The organism is Acidimicrobiales bacterium (assembly GCA_040219515.1).
Lineage (GTDB): Bacteria > Actinomycetota > Acidimicrobiia > Acidimicrobiales > Aldehydirespiratoraceae > JAJRXC01.
This window is the reverse complement of the sequence record JAVJSI010000005.1, coordinates 35,669-54,810: the sequence shown is the minus strand read 5'-3', so window position 1 is coordinate 54,810 and position 19,142 is coordinate 35,669. Positions and strand designations below refer to the sequence as shown.

The window sequence follows — 19,142 nt, the reverse complement described above, 5'->3', positions numbered from 1 at the left end:
TTGTATCGGGATCAGGCGAACTTCACGTCGAGGCGCTCGACACCGCGGATTGTGATCCGGGTCTGCCAGACCGGCTCGGCCGTGATCTCCCACGAGCCGTAGCGATCGAGCAGGCGTTCGAGCACCACCTGCGCTTCGAGGCGGGCCAGGGCTGCGCCGAGGCAGTAGTGGATGCCCGAGCCGAACGACATCAGTTGGACATCGGTCCGCCCGACGTCGAAGTCGTCGGGGTTGTCGCATACTGCGGGATCCCGATTGGCGCCGGCCAGCAGCGTGATGATCGACGAGCCCTTCTCGATCGTGACCCCGTCGATGTCGATGTCGTCGAAGGCGAACCGGGCGTCGAGCTGCACCGGCGGATCGAACCGCAAGGTCTCCTCGACGGTGTTGGGAATGAGCGAACGATCGCCGCGCAGGCGATCCAGCTCACCCGGGTGGGCGACGAGCTGACGCACCATGTTGGCGAGAAGGTGGGTGGTCGTCTCGAATCCGGCGGCGTAGATGAGGAAGATGTTGACGATGACCTCTGCCTCGCTGAGTTGATCGTCGCCGTCGCTCGCCTGGATGAGCGCCGACAACATGTCGTCACGCGGTTCCGCGCGCCGGGTGGCGATCAGGTCGGTGAGGTACTCGCTCACCCGGGCCCCGGCGACGTCGGCCTTCTCCATCACCTCCGCCGTGGCGGTGGGCTCGATGGTCGGCACCAGATCGGCGATCAGCGGGCGCAGCCAATCCCGGTCGGCTTCGGGGACGCCCACGAGCGCGCTGATGACGTTGGCCGGCAGCGGGAAGGCGAGCCCGTCGATGAAGTCGCCCTCGCCGTCGAGTGCATCGAGCAGTCGGTCGGTCATCGCGACGACTTCGTCCCGCAGGAGCTCGACCCGGCGGGGGGTGAACGCCCGGCTCACGAGGCCTCGCACTCGCGTGTGATCGGGCGGATTCATGAAGAGCATCGGTTGGGCATCGCCGCCCCTGTTCCGCCTCGGTGAACCGTCGATGGCCACTCGACCCTCGGCCGCGTCGCGGGGTGGTTGGCCGCAACGTGGATCGCGGAGCAGCGCTCGGGAGTTCTCGAACCCCGACACCACCCAGGTCTCCCCGATCGCCGTCTTGAAGAGGGGCGCTGTCTCCCGCAGCTGCCGGTACAGCGGATGGGGATCGGGGATCGCCGCCGGATCCATCATCAGCGTGAGGAGAATCTCATCGGGGCTGGCCGTCATGGAGCGATGCCTTTCAGCGCGCGGGACGCATCGTCACGATGGTGGATGACCTCGTGGAGAACGAACCGGGCGGTTCCGCGAATGGTGAACACCTCGCCCGGTCGACGTTCGGCGCGCCGCTCCCACTCGTCACCGACGACACGGTCGAGGGTGAGGGAGAAGCCACGGGCGTTGGTGGTCATCTGCTCGACCACGAGAACCGGCACCTGCTCGTTGTAGCACGACGCGACGACCTCGGCCTCGTGGTCCCACCACCCGAGGTCGGGCGAGTCCTCCGTGCGCATCAGTTCGACCCGACCGGCCATCACTGGCAGTAGGTCGCGCACGTGGCAGGCGTACTCGAGCGGTGACCACACCTCGGCTGCGGGTCGGCGGCGCACCGCGGCAGGGTCGGCCGACGCGAGCAACCTTCCCCACTCGGCGACCTCCCGCAGGACCTGGGCACCGAGCTCGCGATCGGCGAAATTCGATGCATCGGTGCCGCAGTCGGGGCATCGCTCGTGCTGACTGCGGGTCCAGTCGCGTGCGGCGCCCATCCCGATCGCCTCAGTGCGCCGCGATCGCTGCGGCGATCTCGGTCGCGACGACGGCGTTGTGCTCGGCCAGGGCGAGGTTGGCGGGAACACTGTCACCCTCGGTGGCCTCGGCGATCGCGGCGAGCACCAGAGGCGTGACCGCAGGACCTCGGAGCCCTCGAGCATCGACCTCGGCCAACGCCGCATCGAGGGCACGGTCGATGCGTTCGACGTCGAGCTCGGCAGAATCCGGGATCGGGTTGGCGACGAGGATCCCGCCCGGATGACCGAGTTCGCCCGACGCTCGGAGCATCGCCCCGACCTGGGCGCCGGACGTCACGATGGCGGGGACGGCGACCCCGCTGTCTCGTGTGTAGAAGGCCGGGAACCGGTCGGTTCTCCACCCCACCACCGGCACCCCCAGGGTCTCGAGGTACTCGAGGGTGGCCGCCAGATCGAGAAAGGCCTTCGCCCCTGCGGACACCGTCACGACAGGGTGGCGCGAGAGTGCGACGAGGTCATGGCTGATGTCGCCGGTGAGCGCCGACCCCCGGTGGACCCCGCCGATGCCCCCGGTGGCGAAGACCTCGATGCCCGCGGCGGCGGCCAACGTCACCGTGGCCGAGACCGTCGTGACCCCGATGTCGAGGTCCGACGCGACTGCGTGGGGCAGGTCCCGGGCGGCGACCTTGGCGGACCCGGCGAGCACCCGCTCGAGCTCCGCTGCCGTCACGCCCACGACGGCCACACCATCGATCACCGCGGTCAGAGCCGGCACCGCGCCGCCCGACCGAATGGCCTGCTCGCACCGCTCGAAACACTCGCGATTGGCCGGCGACGGCAGGCCCAGCCCACTGAAGATCGTCGACTCGAGGGCGACGACCGGGACGCCGTCGCGGACGGCGGCACCCACCTCTTCGCTGGTCCGGAACGCGGGGGTCATCGTGGGAACTCTAGGCGCCAGATTGTTCTACCAATTCGACGACACGAGGTGTACCTTGCGCGCGATGCACATCACTCGGCGGGAGTTCGTGGTCGGCTCCCTCGCCTTCGCCGCGTTTCCGAGCATCGCCTGCACCGGTCCACCCATCCCCGGCACGAACATCGCGGTCCTCTACCTCGACGACATGCGAGAAGACGGCCTGAACTACATGCCGAAGACGATGGCCCGCTTCGACCATCGGTTCACCCAGTCACGAGCCAACGGCGGCGCCTGTATCGACACCCGCCTGGGCCTCTTCACCGGGACCAACCTCAAGAATCATCCGTGGAAGTGGTACCTGACGGCAACGGAGCTCGACCCCACGAAGACCTGGGGCTACTGGTTGCAGGCGGCCGGCTATCGCACAGGCCTGTTCGGCGAGTACATCACGACCATCCACTGGGACCAAGGGATCCAGCCCGGCTGGGATGTGTGGAAGACCTACACGGCCAACGGTCACGACGAGTTCACCTTCGAGGTGGAAGAGGGGCTCACGCCACCTGAGCCCTTCGCGCCCGGCGGCCGCAACCTCGACTACATGACCGACGCGCTGATCGATTTCGCGACGACCTCCACCGGCCCGTGGTTCGCCTCGTGGAACCCACAGCACCCCCACACCATCACCGAAACGGGCGAGCTCCAGCCTCGACCCGAGCACACGGGACTCTGGACCGATCTCCCGTCGCCGGCTCCCGTCGACGAGGACGTCACCGGCAAGCCGGCGTGGATCCAGGCCCTCCCGCCCCTGAGCGAGGCGCAGATCGCCGATTTCGAACGAGCCCAGATGCAGCAGGCCCAGGTGCTCACCGGGGTCGACGACGCGATCGAGAGCTTCTTCGTCGCCCTCGAGCAGTCAGGCCAACTCGAGAACACCCTGGTGATCCTCTCCTCGGACCAGGGCGTGCACTACGGCGAGCATCGCTTCGGCAACGCGTTCGGGGTGCCCGCCGCCGTGCAGAAGGTGACGCTCTACGAGCCCGTCGTTCGCACACCACTGCTCGTCACCGGTCCGGGCTTCCCGGCCGGCTCGACCTCGGTGCCGGTCACCCAGGCCGACATCACCACCACCGTGGTCGGTGTCGCCGGCGCCCAACCGAGCCACGATCTCGACGGCATCGACCTCCGTCTCGTCCGGGAGTTCTCCGGCATCATGGCGAACCGATCGGTCCTGCTCCAGTCGCTGCCTCTCGCCGTCTTCACGCCCTGGCCCGGCCACGACTCCGTCGTGACCGGACCCGATCACCCGACGGTCCCGTCGATGAAGCTCGGCATCCTCCACACCGGTGAGCGCGAGCTCTACGACCTGGCCGCCGATCCCGGAGAATTCGTGAACCTCGCGACGGACCCGGCCTGGGACGATGCCCAGGCGCGACTGTCCAAGCTGTTGAACATCCACCTCGCCTGAACTCACAGGCCTGCTAGCAATGAACCCGTGATCGACGTCTTGAAATCCACGTGGGAAGAATTGACCGCCCCCGGTGCCCAGTTCGCCTGGTCCGAACAGGACGTGCGCGGCATCACGATGCGGGTGTTCGACCAGGCTCCTCCGAACATGCGCGTTCTCTGGGAGATGTCGGCCGGCTTCGGCGACAAGCCCTACATCGTCTTCGAGGACGAACGCCTCACCTACACCGAGGCCCATGCGCTCGTCCGTTCACTGGCCACAGTCCTCGCGGAGACCCATGGTGTCGGCAAGGGCGACCGGGTGGCGATCGCCATGCGCAACTATCCCGAGTGGGCCATCGCCTACTGGGCGACCATCTCTCTCGGCGCTGCCGCGGTCGGTGTCAACGCGTGGTGGACGAGCAGCGAACTCGAGTACGGACTCAGCGACTCACGCCCCAAGGTCGTGATCGCCGACGACGAACGTCTCGAGCGACTGCTGCCGGTGCTCGCGGCACTCCGAGCCGAGGCGCCCATGCACGTGATGGCCGTTCGCTCCGGGCGCGAGCTTCCCGACGACGCCAGCCGCTGGGCCGAAGTGGTCGACGCCGCCGCCGCGCCCGACGCCCTGCCGGTGGCCGACATCGATCCCGACGACGACATGTGCATCTTCTACACGTCGGGCACGACGGGCTTCCCCAAGGGCGCCCAGCTCACCCATCGCGGGTCGGTGCACAATCTGCTGCACCTCGCGTTCGCGACGACCGCGGCGGGAATGGCCAAAGCCAAGCTGGCCGAAGCAGGTGAACTCACCGAGGAGCGATCGGCACCGGCCGACCCGGCGATCATGGTGCCGACACCGCTCTTCCACGTGACCGCCAACAACTGTGTGCTCCACCCGGGCACGCTCACCGGCGCCAAGCTGGTGTTCATGCACAAATGGGATGCCGGCCGCGCCCTCGAGCTCATCGAACGCGAGAAGGTCGGTACCTTCACCGGAGTACCGACCATGAGCCGCGAGATGCTCATGCACCCGGACTGGGAGACCCGCGACACGTCGAGCATGGCCTCGATGGGCGGCGGTGGCGCGGCGCTGCAGCCCGACCTCGTCGAGAAGATCGCCGATGCCAAGGGCGCCGTGAAACCGAGCACCGGCTACGGGCTCACCGAGACCCACGGCATCATCACCGCGGTCAGCGACATCTTCTTCAGTGCCCGGCCGACGTCGGCCGGGCTCGTGATGCCGACCCTCGAGGCGAAGGTGATCGACGAGAACGGCAATGATCTTCCCCCCGGGTCGCGGGGCGAGCTCTGCGTGAAGGGTCCCGTGGTCGTGAAGGGATACCTCAACCGCCCCGAGGCCACCGCGGAGGCGATCGTCGACGGATGGTTCCGCACCGGCGACATCGTCCACATCGACGACGACGGCTTCGTCCACATCGTCGACCGGGCCAAGGACATGGTGCTGCGCGGCGGGGAGAACGTCTACTGCGCCGAGGTCGAGGCGGCGATCTACGAGCACCCGGCCATCGCCGAGGCCGCCGTGTTCGGGGTGCCCGACGATCGCCTCGGCGAGGCCGTCGGTGTCGCCGTCCACCTCGCGGAGGGGGCAACGCTCACCGCCGACGAGCTGCGCGTCCATCTCGAGCCACGGCTCGCCAAGTTCAAGATCCCCGAGCACGTGTGGTTCCGCGACGAACCGCTGCCGCAGAACGCCAACGGCAAGTTCCTCAAACGCGCACTCCGCGACGAGCTGAGCGAGTCGGTGTGAGGGTGCTGAGCGAGTCGACGTGAGGATGCGGCGCGTTCAGCGGTCCTGCATGAAGGGGAACTCGGCGCGCACCCGGGTCACCTCGGCCGGGTCGACGTCGGCCAGGACGGTGGCGATCTCGCCGACCGGTGCGGCGTGGACCTCCCCCAGCGGATCGATGATGCAGGTGTCACCCGAGTAGTCGAGCCGCCCGGCCGAACCGACACGATTCACGCCGACCACGTAGGCCTGGTTCTCGATCGCCCGGGCTCGCAGCAGGGTGGTCCAGTGCTCGCGACGGGCCCGTGGCCAATTGGCCGGTACGACGAAGCAGTCGGTGGTGGCCGCCGCGTCCCAGAAGAGGTCGGTGAACCGGAGGTCGTAGCAGACCAGCGGGGTCACCCGCACGCCCTCGACCTCGACCGTCAGACGGTCACGACCCGCGGCGTAGTGCTCGTGCTCGCGAGCGAACGTGAACGGGTGGATCTTCGAGTAGCGATGATCCTCGCCGCCGGGTCCGGCCATCAGCAGTCGATTCGTCGGCCGGTCGTAGCCCTCTGTGTGTTCGGGGAACGAGCCCACGATCCACGCGCCGGTGCGAGCCGCCGTTTCCCGCATGAAGGTGGCCGTGGCGCCGTCGGGCTTCTCCGCCACCTCGTCCGCATTCATCGAGAACCCGGTCGACCACATCTCGGCGAGCACGACCATGCGGGCGCCGTCATGGACCGCCGCGTCGATCAACGGCGTGACCGCGGCGATGTTCTCGTCGACCTTCTCCCAGACGACGTCGTGTTGGATCGCTGCAACCCGGAGCATCAGAATCCCTCCGCCGCCAGCAGCCGGTGAGCGGCCTCGTCGAGGACGGTGTCCTTCTTGCAGAACGCGAAGCGCACGAGGTGCCGGCCCTCGTTCTCGTGGTCGTAGAAGACCTGGCTCGGCACCGCCACCACACCTGCCGTCCTCGGCAACGACCGACAGAAGTCGATGCCGTCCTCAGCGCCGACGGACCTGATGTCGGCGGTGACGAAGTAGGTCCCCTGCGGGCGGATGATCTCGAAGCCGGCCGCCTCGAGACCGCCGCACAATCGATCCCGCTTCGACTGCATCTCTGCGACATACCCGTGGAAGAACTCGTCGCCGAGTCCGAGCCCGGCCGCCACTGCGTGTTGCCAGGGTGTGCCCGACGCGAACGTGAGGTACTGCTTCGCCGTTCGCACCGCGGCGACGAGCGGCGCGGGGCCACACGCCCAACCGATCTTCCAACCGGTGAACGAGAAGATCTTCCCCGCCGACGAAATCGTGAGCGTGCGCTCGGCCATGCCGGGCAAAGTGGCGATGGGGATGTGCTCGTGGTCGTCGTAGACGAGGTGTTCGTAGACCTCGTCGGTCACCACCAGCACGTCGCGTTCGATGCAGACGCGAGCGATCGACTCCAGCTCCGCCCGGCTGAACACCTTGCCGGTCGGATTGTGGGGACTGTTGAGCAGCAGCAACTTCGTCGACGACGTGAACGAAGCGACCAGTTCGTCGGGATCGAACGAGTAGTCGTCGCCCCTCAGCGTGACCACGCGCCTCGTGGCACCACTCATCGCGATGCCGGCGGCATAGCTGTCGTAGTAGGGCTCGAACGTGACCACCTCGTCGCCGGGACCGGTGAGGGCGAGAAGCGCCGCAGCGAGCGCCTCGGTGGCCCCGGTGGTCACGAGGATCTCGCTGTCCGGGTCGAACGTCTGACCGCGATGATGGCGGCGATGACGGGCGATCGCCCGGCGCAACTCTTCGATGCCGGGCAGCGGCGGATACTGGTTGTGGCCCGCGTTGATCGCATCGATCGCCGCCTGCGACACGGTGCCCGGACCGTCGGTGTCGGGAAAGCCCTGCCCGAGATTGACGGCACCGGTCTCGGCCGCCAGGGCCGACATCGCCGTGAAGATCGTGGTGCCGAAACCCTGCAGGCGTTCGTGCAGATACGGGGCCGGTGTGGTCACAGCCCGAGTGTAGAAGCTCGCCGCGAGCCGACGAAGACCGTCGAATTCTCCGATTCTGACAATCCTCTTACCCGGCACCTTCATGGTGGGTGTCCGAGAGGCACCGACACACCACCCAACCCAGAAGGACCATGAAAATGACCGTTCCCAACAACCCCCTCCAGAAAAAGACCCTCGCCACCGCCGCCGTGGCAACGACACTCGGCGGTGCTCTCGCCGGCGCAACCCTGTTCGCTCCCGGCCTGGCCGGCGCCCAGGACGACACCGAGCCGAGCACCGACGAGACGACCACCGAGGAAACCACGTCTGCGGCGGCCGACCATGAGCCCGGCGACCGCATCGCCGACGTCCTCCAGGGCCTCGTCGACGACGGCACGCTCACCCAGTCCCAGCTCGACGCCGTCGTCGAGACTCTCGTCGCAGCCGCCCCCGAGCGCGGCGAGCGAGGTCATGGCCGCCGTGGGTTCTTCGCGGGCGACGCCGGTATCGCGGAGATCCTCGACCTCGAGCAGGCAGAGCTCCGCGAAGCGCTCGTCAGCGGCCAGACGCTCGCCGACGTCGCCGCCGCCCAGGGAGTGGACACCCAGGACCTGCTCGATGCGCTCGTCGATGCCGCCGAGGCCCGCGTCGCCACGGGTCTCGAAGACGGCCGCATCGAGCAGGAGCGGGCCGACGAGATCCTCGCCGATGCCGAGGAGAAGGCGACCGACCTGGTCAACGGCGAACTCGAGTTCCAGGGACGTCGCGGCCATCGCGGCGGCCCCGCGGACGGCACGCTCGATCAGTCCGACCCCGACGCCTGACCCGATACCCAGGAATCCTTGACCCTCCCCCCAGCGGCGCCGGGGCCCTCGTGGCCCCGGCGCCGCCGCGTCGATCCCGGGGTTGAACCGGCGCCGGAATTCAGTCGTCGATCGTGGGGACCGCGAACCCGATCGCTGCGCCACCGTCGCTCGACGACCCGGCGAACACGGTGCCACCGTGCGCCTCGGCGACTTGGCGGACGATGGCGAGGCCGAGCCCCGAACCGGGTTGCGAGCGGTTCGAATCGAGCCGGTGGAACCGATCGAAGATCCGATCCCGTTCCGCTTCGGGGACACCGGGACCCTGGTCGTGCACCGCGACCCGTCCACCGTCGATCTCCACCCGGATGGCCGTGCCCGGCGGGGAGAACTTCGCAGCGTTGTCGACGAGGTTCCGGATCGCCCGGGAGATCGCCTCGGGGCGGGCTTCGAGCACCGTCGACCGGACGAGGTCGATCTCGATGGTCCGATCGGTCCGCCGGCGTGCTCGCTCGACGACCGGCTCCGCGACCTCGGCCAAGGTGAGCGGCGCGAGATCCTCGCCGCTTCGGACGTCGGTCGCCAGATCGACGAGCTCGGCCACGATGTCGCTCAGTTCACCCAGCTCAGCGTCGAGATCGGCGACCACGGCCTCGCGATCGTCGGTCGACAGCTGGTGACCTCGGCGCAGTACGTCCACGTTGGTCCGCAGGCTCGTCAGTGGTGTCCGCAGCTCGTGGGAGGCGTCCATCACCAGTTGACGTTGCTGACGCCGCGAGGCCGAGAGGGCATCGAGCATCGACGTGAAACTCACCGACAGCCGGCCGACCTCGTCGCCCGAGGCCGTCACCGCGACACCGCGTTCGAGATCGCCGGTGGCGGCGACGTACTCGGTCGCCTCGGTCAGGTCTCGGATCGGCCGGACCGTGCGTCCGGCCAGGAACCACGCCACGATCCCCGCACCGACGATCGCGGCCAACCCGATCGCGGCAGTTCGTCGGCGGAACGCGTCGAGCACCGAGTCGACCTCGTCGAGCGGTCGGGCGAGCTGCACGAAACCACGTCGAGGAAGCGCAGTGGTGACGACCCGGACACGCCCCTGATCATCCGAACCGTTCGACAGGACCGGCGCCGACTCCGCACGGTCGAGGAGGGCGGCGTCGGTGGCTGCGTCGAACTCCTGGTCGAGGACGAACCTCACCGTCCCCGAATTGTCGAGGACCCGAGCCAGGGCGTCGAAGCCGACCGTCAGCCCGAACGGATCCGTGCGGTCGCCCCGCAACCGCGTCCCGAAACCCTCGAAGTCCTGAAGGCGATCGACATCGGCGGCGGCCGCGTCCGACGGCAACGCTCGCTCGTCGTGGAAGGCCCGGGCCCGGCCCACGAGATCCGAGTCGATCTCGCCCACCAACGACGCCTCGGTGCTGCGCAACAACGTCCCACCGATCACCACGACCACTGCGGCGACCACCACCGTCACCACGGCGACGATCCGGACCCGCAGCGTCACCGCCCGCCCTCACGGGCGACTGTGCTCATTGCTCGCCCTCACGGGCGACGTAACCCACGCCGCGGACGGTGTGGACGAGACGGGCCGCCCCGTCGACCTCCGACTTCTTGCGCAGATACCCCACGTAGACATCGAGGGTCTTGGACTCGATGTCGAGCTCCCCACCCCACACCCGCTCGTAGAGCACGTCGCGCCCGAGGACCACTCCGGCATTGCGCACCAACACCTCGAGCAGATCGAACTCGGTGCGACTCAGATCGAGCACCTTGCCGTCGCGATCGACCCTACGACCGTCGAGGTCCATCACCAGGTCACCGAGCACGAGCGTGCCGTCGTCGACCACCACACTCGACCGCAGGCGGGCACGGACACGGGCGAGCAGCTCCTCGAGGGCGAACGGCTTCACGAGATAGTCGTCGGCACCGGCGTCGAGACCGGCCACACGATCGTCGATCTCGTGTCGCGCGGTCAGCATCAGGATGGGGGTGTCGTCGCCCTTCGAGCGGATCGTGCGGCACACGGTGAGACCGTCGACGTTCGGCATCGAGACATCGAGCAGCAGCAGGTCGGCGTGGGCGTCGGCGTGCAGTTCGAGCGCCCGGGCGCCGTCGTTCGCCGTCATGACCTCGTAGCCCTCCAACTGCAGCGCACGATCGAGGCTCTCGCGTACTCGGCGATCGTCTTCGGCGATCAGGATGGTGGCCACCGGACCAGCGTCGCACATGCAGGTGAGAGAACGGTGAGAGACCGATCGACCGCGAGTCCGGCAGGGCACCCGGCGCCGAAAGGGCAGGCGCCGTTTTCCTCCCGGCCACCCGTTCGTCATCGGGCCGCCATGGCCCGCCGATAGGGTCAACGGGTGAGAATTCTGGTGACGAACGACGATGGCATCGACTCGGTCGGCCTCCACGTACTGGCCCGGGCGATGAAGCCCTTGGGCGACGTCGTGATCGCCGCGCCCGACGAGGAGTACTCCGGGTACGGCGCAGCGATCGGCTCGGTGTGGCTGATGAAGCCCGAGGTGCACCGCACACAGATCGAGGGCATCGACGAGGCGTGGGCCGTCACCGGGCCCCCGGCGCTGTGCGCCATGTTCGCTCGTCTCGGTGCATTCGGCGACATCGATCTGGTCGTCTCGGGCATCAACCCCGGCGCCAACGTCGGACGTGCCGTCTACCACTCCGGCACCGTCGGCGCCTGCCTCACCGCTCGCAACGGCGGTCTCAGTGCCGTCGCCGTCAGCCAGGCTGCCGACTTCTCGATCGAGGGTCAGGCGATGGAGGAGATCCTCGCCGACCAGCAATGGCAGGGCGCGGCCGACGTCGCCGCCGTCGTGGTCGAACAACTCCTCGGCAACCTCCCCACTCAGCCGGTCGTCGTCAACCTCAACGTGCCCAACCGTCCCGCCGCCGAGATGGAAGGGTGGCGGCGCACCTCGATCGCCATGGGCCCACCCCGTTCGCTGGCCACCGCCGACCTCGTCGCCAAGCCCGGCCACGAGGGCACATTCCATGTCGAGATGTCGTGGGGCGACGTGTTCGACGCGACCTCCACGGAGAACACCGACACCGGCGCGGTCACGAAGGGCTACGCCTCGATCTCCTGGCTCGGCATGCTCGAAGCGGTCGAACCCGATGCCGGGATCGCAGGCCCGGCCGAGGGCGCGCTCGACACCTTCTTCGGCTGACCCGAAGTGTTGACCGCCAGCGCCATCTCGCGCTCCTACGGACCCCGGACGCTCTTCGACGATGTCACCCTCCAGCTCAGCGCGGGTCGCCGCATCGCCCTCGTCGGTGGCAACGGCACCGGCAAGACCTCGCTGATCGAGATCCTCGTCGGCGACGCCGAACCCGACACCGGGTCCATCACCCGACCGCGCGACATGGTGCTCGGCTACCTCCCACAGGATCTGGTCGACACCGCCACCGGCACCGTGATGGAGGAAGTGCTCGCCGGGGCCGGCGAGCTCACCGCACTGTCGGACCGCCTGCGCGAACTCGAGACCCTGATGGGCGACCCCGACGCCGACCAGGATCAGGTCCTGGAGGAATACGGCGAGACCCAGGGCCGCTTCGAGGCCATGGGCGGCTACGCACTCGAAGCCGACGCCCACAAGGTGCTCGCCGGCCTCGGATTCAAGGACGCCGCCGTCAACCGACCGGTGCGCGAGCTGTCGGGTGGCTGGCGGATGCGCGTCGCCCTGGGCCGGCTGCTGCTGGCCAAGCCCGACGTCCTGATCCTCGACGAGCCGACCAACCATCTCGACGTCGACTCGGTCGCCTGGCTCGAGCAGCAGCTCGCCAACTGGTCGGGCGCGCTGCTCTTCGTGAGTCACGATCGCGACTTCATCGATGCCGTCGCCGACCGGGTGGTCGAGCTCGCCGAAGGCACTGCGCTCGAATACGTCGGCGGGTTCGCCGAGTTCGTGGTGCAGCGCGAGGAGCGGCTGCAACGCATCGAGGCCGCGGCGGCGCGTCAGGCTCGCCAGATCGCCAAGGTCGAGCAGTTCGTCGACCGGTTCCGCTACAAGGCGACCAAGGCCCGGCAGGTACAGAGCCGTATCAAGACCCTCGAGAAGCTCGAGAAGATCGAGGTGCCGACCCGCAAGGAGCTCGTCGCCCGGTTCGCCTTCCCGGAACCACCGCGGTCCTCCCGCACGGTGGCCGAGTTCCACGACGCGACGGTCGGCTACGAGACCGGCGTGCCGATCGTCTCGAACGTGTCGATGGCCATCGAACGGGGCGACACCGTCGCGCTCGTCGGCCCCAACGGGGGCGGCAAGACCACCCTGCTCAAGCTCATACTGGGCGAGCTCGAGGCGAGCGGCGGGTCGGCCGAGCTGGGCAACAACGTGTCGGTGGCCACCTTCCATCAGCACCAGGCCGACGAGCTCGATCTCGACAAGACGGTGATCGAGGCGTTCTCCGGCGGGATCGATCCCGGCAAGCGCAACCTGCGCACCGTGCTCGGCTCGTTCGGGTTCCCCGGCGACGCTGCCGATCGCCGCATCAGCGATCTCTCCGGCGGGGAACGCACCCGGCTGGCCCTGGCCCGCACGATGATCGAGCCGGTCAATCTGCTGGTGCTCGACGAGCCCACCAACCATCTCGACCTTCCCAGCTGCGACGTGCTCGAGGATGCGCTGACCGCGTATCCCGGCACGGTCCTGCTCGTGACCCACGATCGCCATCTGATTCGCAACGTGGCCGATGCGCTGATCGAGGTCCGCGACGGCACCGCCACCTGGCACCCGGGCGTTCCCGACGAGGTCCTCACCCCGCCCGACGCCAGCAAGGTGAACAGCGGCAAGGGCCTGAGCGGCACAGGAGCGGGCAAGAAGGGCCTGAGCCAGCCCGCACGCCGAACCGAGCCGACGCCGAATGCAGGGACCAGACAGGATCCCGGGCTTCGCAAGCGGGTCAACAAGCTGGAGCGCGACCTCGAGAAGACCGAGGCCCGGGTGGCCGAGCTGCACTCGCAGCTGGCCGATCCCGACATCTACGACAGGCCCGAGGAGGTGCACCGTCTCGCCGAGGAGCACGAGCGGATGCAGACCCGGGCAGCCGAGCTGGTCGAGGCGTGGACGGCGGCGGCCGAGGAGCTCGAGGGAACCGGGACCTAGGTCCCTACCCCCGGGCGGGCCTGTGCTCCACGATCGGTGGTGGACCGAAGGAGGGCCCATGACCGATGATTTCTCCACCCCGTTGCTCGAGGACGACGATCGACTTCGAATGCATCGTTTCGTCGTTGCGACGCTGGTCTCGGCGGTGATCATCGCCGTGTCGGTGTCGGTGCTCATGCATGTCGCCGATCCCGAGGGCGGCTGGGGCGTCGCCGCCGGCGTCGGGGCCATGTTCGGCTTCTGGATGTGTCCGTTGGGCGGCGCGATCTTCGGGAACGGCTTCCACGAGATCGACGTCGAGCGGCGACACGCCGCTCGACCGCAAGCGGAACACCCGGTCCCGATCATGGTCGAGGCAACCGCGGCTGCCGTCTGAGCGACCGCTGACCGCGCGTCGATCGTCGCGGTGTCGTCGACGAAAGCCGGGGACTACCGTGGCGATCGATGACGTTGCCGCCCCGCGCCGAGGGCCCTCTTCGGGTCGTGATCGACACTGACACGGCGAACGAGATCGACGATCAGTTCGCGCTGGCGTGGGCGCTGCTGTCGCCCGAGCAGCTACACGTCGAGGCTGTCCACGCCGCCCCGTTCTGCCACGGCCACTACTTCGAGGCGATCGACGCGGCGGCCGAGCGACGCGGCGGCGACCGGACCCCGATGGAGGCGCTCGCCTCCCACGTCGGTCCCGAACGTCGCGCCCGAATGCGGTCGCAGCGATCCCCCGCTGATGGCGAACGGGCATCTCGCGACGAGATCCACCGCCTCCTCGCGGTGATGGATCTCCCGGCACCACCCCCGGTGTTCGCGGGGAGCGACCGCTTCATGACGGCCCCCGACGACATCGTCGAGAGTGACGCCGCCCACAACCTGATCGCCCTCGCCCATGGGAATGACGGACCGCTCTACGTCCCGATCATCGGTGCGCCCACCAACGTCGCGGCCTCGTTGCTGATCGACCCGACGATCGCCGAGAAGGTGGTGCTCGTCTTCCTGGCCGGCTACCCCTCGGCCGCGCCCCACGCGGACGACAGCTTCAACCTGGTCCAGGATCGATTCGCCACGAACGTGCTGTTCGAGTCGGCCGCGCCGCTGCTCTACCAGCCCGGCTACCACGTGGCCGAAGTGCTCGGACTCTCGCTGCCCGATGTCGAGACGTGGGTGAGGGGCGCCGGTCCCCTGGGCGACCTCCTGTATCAGATCTATGTCGACAACCCGATCGATGCCGACGTCACCAGGCCGGGCCGCAGCTGGGTGATCTGGGACATCATCGCCATCGCCTGGCTGCTCGACCCCGACTGGGCACCGACCCACGAAACGACCAGGGCCCGGGTCACCGATCGCCACACCTGGGAACCGACCGGCGGGTGGATGCACGAGGCCTACCGGGCCCGTCGCAACGACATCTTCGGCGACTTCGTCGAGAAGCTCGCGCGCCACGCCAATGGGTGAACCGATCTGGCGACCGTCGCCCGAGCGAGCGGCCGGCACGAACCTGGCTCGTTTCGCGGTCGCGCGCGGCCACGACGACTACGAGTCGCTGCATCGCTGGTCGGTCGACGAGCCGGCCGCCTTCTGGGCCGCGGCGTGGGACGACCTCGGCGTCATCGGCACCGCCGGGGATCGGGTGATCGAGCCCGGCCCGACCCTGGCCGACACCCGCTTCTTCCCCGATGCTCGACTCAACGTCGCCGAGAACCTGCTCGCCCATCGAGGCGATGAACCGGCACTCGTCTTCCACAGCGAGGACGATTCGATCGTCCGGGAGATCAGCCGCGACGAGCTTCGGCGCACGGTCGGCCGGTTCCAGTCGGCGATGCGACGGGCCGGCGTCACCGAGGGCGACCGGGTCGCCGCATGGCTGCCCAACATCCCGGAGACCTACGCGGTCATGCTGGCGGCCGCGTCGATCGGCGCGGTGTTCTCCTCGACCTCACCGGACTTCGGGGTCGATGGTGTGGTCGACCGGTTCAGCCAGGTGGCACCGAAGCTGCTCTTCGCCTGCGACGGTTATCTCTACGCCGGCAAGATCCACGATTGCCTCGCCCCGCTCCTCGAGATACGAGCCGCGCTCCCCTCCGTCGAGCAGGTCGTGATCGTCCCGTTCTTCGGTGGCGGCACCACCGGCGATGTCGTCGACGGCGTGCCGTTGGCCGACTTCGTCGATGGCATCGCGCCGCGCGAACCCGACTTCGTTCCGATGCCGTTCGACCACCCGTGGTACATCCTCTTCTCGTCGGGAACCACCGGTCGGCCGAAGTGCATCGTGCACCGAACGGGCGGCGTCCTGCTCAAGCACGTCGTCGAGCACCGTCTCCACTGCGACGTGCGCGCCGGGGACCGGGTGTTCTACTTCACCACCGCCGGTTGGATGATGTGGAACTGGTTGGCCTCGGGTCTCGCGGCCGGCGCCACGCTGGTGCTCTACGACGGTTCGCCGTTCCATCCCGACGGCAACCGGCTCTTCGATCTCGCCGACGACGCAGAGGTGACCCTCTTCGGCACCTCGGCCAAGTTCATCGACGCGGTGGCGAAGTCCGGGCTCCGCCCGGTCGACACCCATTCGCTCGAGTCGATGCGCACCATCACGTCAACCGGGTCGACCCTCGTGGCCGAGGGATTCGAGACCGTCCACGACGCCATCAAGGCCGATGTGCACCTGGCCTCGATCTCGGGCGGCACCGACCTCTGCGGTTGCCTGGTGGCGGGCGATCCGACCTCGCCGGTCCATGCCGGCGAGATCCAGCGACCGGCCCTCGGCCTGGCGATCGACATCGTGGACGAGCTCGGCAATCCGGTGCACGTGGGTGTGCGCGGCGAGCTGGTCTGCGGCAACCCGTTCCCGTCGATGCCCTTGGGTTTCCACGACGATCCGGGCGACGCGCGCTACCGAGCGGCGTACTTCGAGCGCTTCCCCGGCATGTGGCACCAGGGCGACTTCGCCGAATGGACCGAGACCGGTGGGATCGTCATCCACGGCCGCAGCGACGCCACGCTCAATCCCGGCGGCGTCCGGATCGGGACCGCGGAGATCTACCGGCAGGTCGACAAGATCCCTGAGGTCCTCGAGAGCATCGTCATCGGCCAACCCGTCGAGGGCGACACCCGGGTCGTGCTCTTCGTGGTGCTGCGTGACGGCGTCACACTCGACGACACCCTCGAGGCTCGGATCCGGGCCCAGGTCCGGGCCGGCGCAACCCCGCGCCATGTACCCGCCGTGATCGGTCAGGTGACCGAGATCCCCCGCACCCGCAGCGGCAAGATCGTCGAACTCGCCGTGCGAGCCGTCGTGGAGGGCAACGAGGTGAAGAACGCCGACGCCCTCGCGAACCCCGACGCCCTCGACCAGTTCCGCGACCACCCGGCGGTGGTCGCGGCCGGCGGATAGGACACGCCGCGCGACGGGTCGCCGTCGCTCTACGCTGCCCGGATGGCGAGCATCGACGTTTCCACCGGAATGACCCTCGAGTACGACATCCGGGGCGAGGGCGAACCGATCCTGTTCGTCATGGGCCTCGGCGGTCAGCTGATCGACTTCCGCGAGGAGTTCGTCGATCTCTTCGTGGCCGAGGGTTACCAGGCGATCCGCTTCGACAATCGCGACATCGGCCTTTCGACCCACACCGACTGGGAGCCGCCCTCACAGCGTCGGACGATCGCCTCGATGATCACCCGGCGACCACTGAGCGGCGCCGGCTACACGGTCGAGGACATGGCCGCCGACGGGGCCGCGCTGCTCGAAGCGCTCGGGATCGACGCCGCCCACGTCGTGGGTGTCTCGATGGGCGGGATGATCACCCAGGCGATGGCGATCAACCATCCGTCGAAGGTGAAGAGCATCTGCTCGATCATGTCGAACACGGGCGACCGCAAGCACGGCGGCATCGCGATGTCGTTGATCCGCCAGTTCATCCGGCGCCCCGAGCCGACGATCGAGAACTTCGTCGACTCCTCGGTGTTCACGTTCTCGGCCATCTCCGGTGAACACTTCGACGAAGAGGAGCATCGCAAGCAGGCTGCCGAGTCGCTGGCCCGGGGTTTCGTCCCTGCCGGCGTCGCTCGACAGACCGCGGCGATCGGCGCCAGTCCCGATCGCACCGCCCGACTCCGGCAGGTGAGAGTGCCGGCGCTCGTGATCCACGGGCTGGCCGATCCGCTGGTCAAACCCAGCGGCGGCATCGCCACCGCCAAGGCGATTCCCGGGTCCCGGCTGCTGATGTTCGGCGACATGGGCCACGACCTTCCGGTGCCTCGCTGGCCCGAGATCGTCGACGCGATCATCCGCAACATCCGTCGAGCCTGAGGTCGACGTCATGACCGGTCCCGAACACCCGCTCAGCCCCGCGATCATCGACGACCCGGCCGAGGTCACGGCGCACTGGCTCGGCCGAGTGCTGGCCCGGGCCGGACACACCGCCACCATCGCGTCGATTCACCGCGAGGCGGTGGGCACCGGACAGATGGCCCACAACGAGCGGTACCGGTTCACGTTCGCCGGAGACCAGGGCGACGCACCCGGCTCGGTGGTCGTCAAGTTCCCCTCTCCGGCCGAGGAGAGCCGCGCCGCGGGAGGCGCCGGCGGCTACCGCAACGAGGTCCGCTTCTACACCGACCTCGCCGCCGATCTCTCGATCGTCGTGCCGCACTGTCTCTACGGCGCGGTCACCGACGACTCGACGTCGTTCACCCTCGTGCTCGAGGATCTCGCTCCGGCCAAGCAGGGCGACCAGATCACCGGCGCCACCGACGAGCAGATCATGCTCGCGGTCGAGAATCTGGCGGGTCTGCACGCGCCGCGATGGGGCGACCCCACCCTGACCGACATCGATTGGCTCCAGGCGAGCGGCGGCGATGCGGTGGCCTTCGTCGAACTCGTGACTCCCATGTTCATCGAGCGCTATCGCGACCGGCTCAGCGACCGGGCCCGCACCGTCTACGAGGCCTACGGCGCCCGATCAGCGGCGTGGATCGAGCGGGAACCCACCACCCACACCCTCGTCCACGGCGACTACCGACTCGACAATCTGATGTTCGCGACCGCGTTCGGCGGCGCGGCGGTGAGCGCGGTCGATTGGCAGACCCTCGGCCTCGGGTGCGGGCTGCGCGATGTGGCCTACCTCCTCGGCAACTCGGCGCCGCCGGAGGACCGGCGTCGCCACGAACCCGAGGCACTCGAGCGCTATCGCACGGCGATGGCCGCCCTCGGCATCGATCTGGCCGCCGACGACGTGCTCTCGATGTACCGGCACGGCACGTTCCAGGGTCCGTTCATCACCATGCTGGGATCGATCGCGGTCGGCCAGACCGACCGGGGCGACCACATGTTCATGGCGATGGCCGAGCGGTCGGCCGCCCAGATCGTCGACCACGACGCGCTCGACCTGCTCGACTGA

17 protein-coding genes are annotated in these 19,142 nt (G+C 68.5%); 10 read left to right on the top strand and 7 right to left on the bottom strand.

Features of this window, described 5'->3' with window-relative positions; all coding sequences use genetic code 11:
- Positions 1-11 precede the first annotated feature (11 nt).
- The 3 genes from RIB98_02790 to RIB98_02780 are packed head-to-tail and all read right to left on the bottom strand — an operon-like array spanning position 12 to position 2,678.
- Entirely contained in the window at positions 12-1,220 is a 1,209-nt protein-coding gene (locus RIB98_02790; GenBank protein ID MEQ8839880.1) for a cytochrome P450, read from the bottom strand.
- The gene (locus RIB98_02785; GenBank protein MEQ8839879.1) at positions 1,217-1,756 is read right to left on the bottom strand and encodes a hypothetical protein; all 540 of its coding nucleotides are present in this window, start codon (positions 1,754-1,756) and stop codon (positions 1,217-1,219) included. The genes RIB98_02790 and RIB98_02785 overlap by 4 nt, the downstream gene beginning before the upstream one ends.
- Positions 1,757-1,766: 10 nt before the next feature.
- A complete protein-coding gene (locus tag RIB98_02780) occupies positions 1,767-2,678 on the bottom strand; it encodes a pseudouridine-5'-phosphate glycosidase (GenBank protein ID MEQ8839878.1) in 912 nt (303 codons plus the stop codon).
- Between the two features lie 64 nt (positions 2,679-2,742).
- On the opposite strand from RIB98_02780, the gene RIB98_02775 reads away from it, so the two are divergent.
- Both RIB98_02775 and RIB98_02770 read left to right on the top strand, forming a co-directional pair.
- Positions 2,743-4,122 (top strand): sulfatase-like hydrolase/transferase, encoded by a 1,380-nt coding sequence (locus tag RIB98_02775; GenBank protein MEQ8839877.1) that lies wholly within the window; start codon positions 2,743-2,745, stop codon positions 4,120-4,122.
- Between the two features lie 27 nt (positions 4,123-4,149).
- On the top strand, positions 4,150-5,871 hold the full coding sequence (locus tag RIB98_02770) for a class I adenylate-forming enzyme family protein (protein ID MEQ8839876.1): 1,722 nt from the start codon (positions 4,150-4,152) through the stop codon (positions 5,869-5,871).
- A 36-nt stretch (positions 5,872-5,907) separates the two neighbouring features.
- Here RIB98_02770 and RIB98_02765 read toward each other — a convergent pair whose 3' ends face one another.
- Both RIB98_02765 and RIB98_02760 read right to left on the bottom strand, forming a co-directional pair.
- On the bottom strand, positions 5,908-6,666 hold the full coding sequence (locus tag RIB98_02765; GenBank protein ID MEQ8839875.1) for a nitrilase-related carbon-nitrogen hydrolase: 759 nt from the start codon (positions 6,664-6,666) through the stop codon (positions 5,908-5,910).
- A complete protein-coding gene (locus tag RIB98_02760; protein MEQ8839874.1) occupies positions 6,666-7,838 on the bottom strand; it encodes a pyridoxal phosphate-dependent aminotransferase in 1,173 nt (390 codons plus the stop codon). The genes RIB98_02765 and RIB98_02760 overlap by 1 nt, the downstream gene beginning before the upstream one ends.
- A gap of 137 nt (positions 7,839-7,975) precedes the next feature.
- Between RIB98_02760 and RIB98_02755 the strand changes: the two genes are divergently transcribed.
- Positions 7,976-8,641 (top strand): hypothetical protein, encoded by a 666-nt coding sequence (locus tag RIB98_02755; protein ID MEQ8839873.1) that lies wholly within the window; start codon positions 7,976-7,978, stop codon positions 8,639-8,641.
- A 100-nt stretch (positions 8,642-8,741) separates the two neighbouring features.
- Here RIB98_02755 and RIB98_02750 read toward each other — a convergent pair whose 3' ends face one another.
- Both RIB98_02750 and RIB98_02745 read right to left on the bottom strand, forming a co-directional pair.
- The gene (locus tag RIB98_02750; GenBank protein ID MEQ8839872.1) at positions 8,742-10,130 is read right to left on the bottom strand and encodes an ATP-binding protein; all 1,389 of its coding nucleotides are present in this window, start codon (positions 10,128-10,130) and stop codon (positions 8,742-8,744) included.
- Between the two features lie 25 nt (positions 10,131-10,155).
- The gene (locus tag RIB98_02745) at positions 10,156-10,836 is read right to left on the bottom strand and encodes a response regulator transcription factor (GenBank protein ID MEQ8839871.1); all 681 of its coding nucleotides are present in this window, start codon (positions 10,834-10,836) and stop codon (positions 10,156-10,158) included.
- Between the two features lie 153 nt (positions 10,837-10,989).
- Here RIB98_02745 and RIB98_02740 point away from each other — a divergent pair, with 153 nt between their 5' ends.
- The 7 genes from RIB98_02740 to RIB98_02710 all read left to right on the top strand — a co-directional run bounded on the left by RIB98_02740 (position 10,990) and on the right by RIB98_02710 (position 19,142).
- The gene (locus RIB98_02740; protein MEQ8839870.1) at positions 10,990-11,817 is read left to right on the top strand and encodes a 5'/3'-nucleotidase SurE; all 828 of its coding nucleotides are present in this window, start codon (positions 10,990-10,992) and stop codon (positions 11,815-11,817) included.
- Positions 11,818-11,823: 6 nt separating this feature from the next.
- Positions 11,824-13,752, top strand: a complete 1,929-nt coding sequence (locus RIB98_02735; protein MEQ8839869.1) for an ABC-F family ATP-binding cassette domain-containing protein — start codon at positions 11,824-11,826, stop codon at positions 13,750-13,752.
- A gap of 58 nt (positions 13,753-13,810) precedes the next feature.
- Complete coding sequence (locus tag RIB98_02730) at positions 13,811-14,128, top strand: hypothetical protein (GenBank protein ID MEQ8839868.1); 318 nt, start codon at positions 13,811-13,813, stop codon at positions 14,126-14,128.
- A 68-nt stretch (positions 14,129-14,196) separates the two neighbouring features.
- On the top strand, positions 14,197-15,201 hold the full coding sequence (locus RIB98_02725) for a nucleoside hydrolase (protein MEQ8839867.1): 1,005 nt from the start codon (positions 14,197-14,199) through the stop codon (positions 15,199-15,201).
- Entirely contained in the window at positions 15,194-17,137 is a 1,944-nt protein-coding gene (locus tag RIB98_02720) for an acetoacetate--CoA ligase (protein ID MEQ8839866.1), read from the top strand. Before RIB98_02725 ends, RIB98_02720 begins: the two co-directional genes overlap by 8 nt.
- A 42-nt stretch (positions 17,138-17,179) precedes the next feature.
- Positions 17,180-18,052, top strand: coding sequence for an alpha/beta hydrolase (locus tag RIB98_02715; GenBank protein MEQ8839865.1), 873 nt, complete (start codon positions 17,180-17,182; stop codon positions 18,050-18,052).
- A 10-nt stretch (positions 18,053-18,062) separates the two neighbouring features.
- Complete coding sequence (locus RIB98_02710) at positions 18,063-19,142, top strand: phosphotransferase (GenBank protein ID MEQ8839864.1); 1,080 nt, start codon at positions 18,063-18,065, stop codon at positions 19,140-19,142.